4 protein-coding genes and 2 pseudogenes are annotated in these 4,600 nt (G+C 47.8%); 2 read left to right on the top strand and 4 right to left on the bottom strand.

Going from position 1 to position 4,600, the window contains the following annotated elements:
- A pseudogene (locus BG74_RS16535) lies at positions 1 to 383 on the top strand (ribonuclease D); the annotation flags it as partial.
- A gap of 104 nt (positions 384 to 487) precedes the next feature.
- Here BG74_RS16535 and minE read toward each other — a convergent pair.
- From minE to minC, 3 genes are read right to left on the bottom strand one after another with little or no spacing between them, the layout of a single operon-like run.
- Positions 488 to 757, bottom strand: a complete 270-nt coding sequence (gene minE, locus BG74_RS03880; protein ID WP_066596732.1) for a cell division topological specificity factor MinE — start codon at positions 755 to 757, stop codon at positions 488 to 490.
- Positions 758 to 760: 3 nt separating this feature from the next.
- Positions 761 to 1,573, bottom strand: a complete 813-nt coding sequence (gene minD / locus BG74_RS03875) for a septum site-determining protein MinD (RefSeq protein WP_066596731.1) — start codon at positions 1,571 to 1,573, stop codon at positions 761 to 763.
- Between the two features lie 21 nt (positions 1,574 to 1,594).
- A complete protein-coding gene (gene minC, locus BG74_RS03870; RefSeq protein WP_066596730.1) occupies positions 1,595 to 2,278 on the bottom strand; it encodes a septum site-determining protein MinC in 684 nt (227 codons plus the stop codon).
- Between the two features lie 134 nt (positions 2,279 to 2,412).
- Here minC and BG74_RS03865 point away from each other — a divergent pair, with 134 nt between their 5' ends.
- Positions 2,413 to 2,676, top strand: a complete 264-nt coding sequence (locus tag BG74_RS03865; protein ID WP_066596729.1) for a YcgL domain-containing protein — start codon at positions 2,413 to 2,415, stop codon at positions 2,674 to 2,676.
- Positions 2,677 to 4,475: 1,799 nt separating this feature from the next.
- Here BG74_RS03865 and BG74_RS16530 read toward each other — a convergent pair.
- Positions 4,476 to 4,600, bottom strand: a pseudogene (locus BG74_RS16530) (disulfide bond formation protein DsbB); the annotation flags it as partial.

The raw sequence follows: 4,600 nt of genomic DNA, 5'->3' as shown, positions 1-4,600 counted from the left end.
GGGCGCGCTATATGCCGGGATCTCTTGGCGAGCTAGAGCAGCTTGGCCTCAGCGGGCCCGAAATCTGTTTCTACGGCCAGGCGCTGCTATCTTAGGTGCAGGAGGCTCAGGCACTATCGGACACGGCGTTGCATCCGCTGGTACTCGATCTTATCGATCGTCCCAGTTATCGCCCAGACGATTAAGGCACTGAAAGAACAGATACAACTGATGGCTAACAAGACGGGGATAAGCAGTGAACTTCTGGCGTCCAAGCGTCAGATCAACCAGTTAATCAGCTTGGTTTGGGGTGTAATCCCACTGCGCGGCAGACGGAGTTGATAAGCGGATGGCGCGGTTGTGCTGTTCGAAGCAGAATTACTGGCGTTATTGTCCCATGGTAAGAGCGAAACGCGCGCCTAGGCGGCGAGCGGAATAAATGGCGTGACTGGCGTATGAGGCCACGAGCCTCCTACCGTTAGGTAGGAGGCAGAAGAGACTTTGGAGTTCATTTTGTGCTTTCTTCCGTTTCCGACAGTATCAAGTTCAGCTCTAGGATAGAGATATCCCCATCCTTTTTTTCCAATTGGACCGAAAGCCTTTCGGGGTCTATTTGCACATATTTACTGATGACATCAAGCAGGTCACGTTTCAGCTGCGGCAGATAATGCGGTTCGTTATCACCTCTGCGCCGCTCGGCAACAATGATCTGCAGCCGTTCCTTGGCTATATTGGCTGTCGTTTTTTTACGGGAGAGAAAAAAGTCAAGTAATGCCATAGATTATCCCCCAAATAGGCGTTTCAGGAATCCCTTCTTCTCTTCTTCGATGAAGCGGAAAGGACGTTCTTCTCCTAACAGACGATCAACCACATCTGAATAGGCTTGGCCAGCATCAGATTCCTCATTGAGAATTACCGGCTCTCCCTGGTTGGAAGCCCTCAACACCGATTGATCCTCCGGGATCACACCTACCAGAGGAATGTGTAGAATTTCAATGACATCTTCCATACTGAGCATGTCGCCTCGGCTGACGCGTCCCGGATTGTAACGTGTCAGAAGCAGGTGCTCTTTAATGGAGTCTTGACCGCTTTCGGCACGGCGCGATTTAGACGATAGAATGCCCAGAATACGGTCGGAGTCGCGCACTGACGACACTTCAGGGTTGGTAGTGATAATCGCTTCATCGGCAAAATACAGCGCCATCAGGGCACCAGTTTCAATACCGGCCGGTGAATCACAAACGACAAAATCGAATTCCATCGTGTTGAGATTATTCAATACCTTTTCCACTCCATCGCGGGTCAGGGCATCTTTATCTCGCGTTTGGGACGCGGGCAATATATACAAGTTCTCGGTTCGCTTATCTTTTATCAACGCTTGATTCAGCGTGGCATCACCCTGGATGACATTAACGAAGTCATAGACTACCCGGCGCTCACAACCCATGATCAAATCGAGGTTTCTAAGTCCGATATCGAAATCTATTACGACGGTTTTCTTTCCTTTGTGGGCGAGACCGGTAGCGATGGCCGCGCTCGATGTGGTCTTGCCAACCCCCCCTTTACCCGAAGTAACAACTATAATGCGTGCCATAAATGGATTCCTTGTCAAGGGCTAAATTAAAGGATGAATAGTAAGCGTACCTTCCTGTAGACATAACCGCGCGGCTTTACCTGAAAATTCGGCTGGAATTTGATCGCTTAACCAATACTGGCCAGCGATGGATACGAGCTCCGGAGAGAAGTGGATACAGAAAACCTGGCACTCTCCGTCGCCCGATGCACCGGCCACCGCGCGGCCCCGCATCATGCCATAAATATGGATATTGCCATCGGCAATAAGCTCGGCGCCGGCGCTAACGTTACTGGTAGCAATCAGATCGCTATTGCGGGCGTAAATTTGCTGCCCGGAGCGCACTGGCGTATTGATAAGCCGAGTTTTTACCACCGTCTGCGCCGGAGTTGGCGCCTCGTAGACGCTGCGCTTTAGCGCTTTGCCTTCGGTCAGAAGTGGCAACCCGCTGCGAATGATCGCCTGTTTCAGTTTCGTATCGCGACAGCCGCTGACGCCGATCACATGCAGGCCGGTCGCCAGCACCGCCTGTGACAGCGCCTCCCAGTGCGTGTCGCGACTGAGGCCGGCAACGTTGATAACGACTGGCGCATCTTTCAAAAATCCAGATGCTTGTTCGACTTTTTCTTCTATCGCTCGACGGATTTCCTCTGGTTGCGCATCATGCACATGAATTACCGATAAAGTAAAATTACTGCCTTTCAACTCAATTGGCGTTTGCGACATTTATTCTGACTCGGTCTTAGTACGTGTAATTTCCCGATTCGTCACGGGAGGCGATATTCCTTAGTAATGTATTTATGTTATAGTTACCGCTATATACAGGCAATACACTAGACCACGGAAATAGAATAATAAATATGTTTTGTGTGATCTATCGAAGTTCAAAACAGGATCAGACCTATCTTTTTGTCGAAAGAAGAGAGGATTTTGCCCGCGTCCCGTCCGATTTAATGGTACACTTTGGCAAACCGCTATTCTCAATGATTTTACCTTTAGACGGTAGAAAAAAACTCGCTTCAGCAGATATAGGAAAAGTAAAAGAATTAGTTAAAGAGCAGGGCTTCTATCTGCAAGTCCCACCACCAGTGGAAAATTTATTGACCCAGCATCATCACGCCTAAAAAGCCTGATCATTCACCCATAGTTTCCACCGGCGCAATGCCCAGCGCTGCACTTGAGTGGCTGAATCAATTATTCCATTCGCGATTCTGAGAGTTAAGCTAACGGCGGCAGCCTCGCTGGGCCGTACGCCCGCGAGAGATGGTGCTCATTGGCGAGTCTTACCTAGTTTACCGGTATCCTCTGCCTTGCCCCGACGGCGTATTAGGCTAGCAGGGTATGATACTATCACCTACGCAGATGCTCCGCGTCTCGTCTTTTTGCCGGCAATGCGGGCGGAGCCGCATTGATCTTCATGCTAGTGGGTGATATACAGGTTTCCGTCTGGGCGATGGTTTTCGCATCAGCATTGCGACGGCACTCTCGATATTTTTCTTCAAGGAATGGACACCCCTAAGGGGCAAAGGGCGATCAGCCTATACGAGGCGGATGTCATCGTCTACGCCCGCGCATGGACTGTCAATACCGTCGCTGGACGCCAGCGCGCTCGGCGGCGGAAGAAATGCACCGTGGGGCCAACCCCTTTGCGTCGTCTGGCGTATGATATACGATAACGGCGTTAAACAGGTAAACATGGTGTTAACGATTTTAAGAGAGAGCAATGTATCAGTATAGAAATTAGCAGAGCGCACTATTGGATTTTCCAGTTAGCAATGTGGTGTGCGTCAGCAGCAACACCGTAATTATTTTACGGAAATAGGCAGCGCCATCCCAGTGAACCGGTGCTGTCTATCAGGCCAGAGACTACGCTTGCGATATTCGTCAAGCTAATGGTTATTCCTACCGATCCGGGGGAAGTGCATCTAAGGTGGGGTTGGCTATCTTGATTGGTGCGGTGTTGAAACAGGCTAACGAGCAACAAGTTGCTCAGGGAATCACCGGCGTGAGAGTAGCCGCTGGATTTGACGCTAATGATTAACGATATTATGTTCCTCCTTCGCTTTCTGCAGCATCCTGCTTTGCTTAACGTCTTTAGTTCTAGGCCAATGTGGGTGTGATGTATTCGATATCGCCTCTAACTTGTCTTTGCGGTTTATCATTGTCAGAGAGAGGGTTTTGTATGCGGGTTGCTCTGTTGATATTGAATCTAATTTATGTATTCGGCCGTGTTTTATCTTTTCGTTTATTAAGCATATCGTGCTACCTGGAAATTGCATTCATATCCTTCCTCTTGTTATGGTATTGGCAGTTGAATGAATAAACCAAGCGCTATTAGCGCTATCATACCTTCTTCAGATAACAATAATGTAAACAGCCGACGCTAGACGTTGGTTAGTTGTGCAATGAGTTATTCATATTATGCGTATGCAATTCATAAGCAATGTATAGCAATAAATACATTACATAAATATGATGGAAATTAAAGATAACTGTTATATTATATATATATCATAAATAAATGATATGCAGGTAAATAAAGTAGTTATTACTTATTATATGTCCTGTCATTGCTCAGCACGCCATGAGCCAGTAAAGCGGTATTGAAGCTTAACATTACTCTCTGTTTATAAACACGTCATGCACTGCACTGTGGGGTAACAATAAATAGAATACGGCTAATACAGGGGTGTGATAAAAGCCGGCGATGAAAGACTTCTTACCGGTAAAATACGGCACGAATGCTCTAGTGTTAGACGCTTTCAATGTCTTTTTGACAGCTAATGGCAGGCACAGGAGCATTGTGAAAACGAAATGAATAAGGCCTAGGCCGTTTTTTAGTCATTCTGTGATAATTTTTTATAAATAGGAAGATGATCTTATGGTTGCTGCGTGGCGACTCTATCATGCCTTCATACTGCCATCAGCGGGAAAAGAGGTCGCGTTTGCGAGGAGGGAAGAACTGCGCAAGCAAAATGATCGCTGCTACCACCAGACAAGCGCCAAAGATGACAATCATCCACTGTGGCATCTCTAGCGACAGGAAAT

The sequence above is a fragment of the Sodalis-like endosymbiont of Proechinophthirus fluctus genome, from assembly GCF_001602625.1.
GTDB lineage: Bacteria > Pseudomonadota > Gammaproteobacteria > Enterobacterales > Enterobacteriaceae.
The sequence above is the reverse complement of the archived record's forward strand: the minus strand, read 5'-3'. Positions and strand labels throughout refer to the sequence as shown.

Bases quoted from the DNA above. Each gene is read 5' to 3' on its own strand.
- minE (WP_066596732.1), bottom strand. From the start codon at position 757: ATGGCATTACTTGACTTTTTTCTCTCCCGTAAAAAAACGACAGCCAAT.
- minD (WP_066596731.1), bottom strand. From the start codon at position 1,573: ATGGCACGCATTATAGTTGTTACTTCGGGTAAAGGGGGGGTTGGCAAG.
- minC (WP_066596730.1), bottom strand. From the start codon at position 2,278: ATGTCGCAAACGCCAATTGAGTTGAAAGGCAGTAATTTTACTTTATCG.
- BG74_RS03865 (WP_066596729.1), top strand. From the start codon at position 2,413: ATGTTTTGTGTGATCTATCGAAGTTCAAAACAGGATCAGACCTATCTT.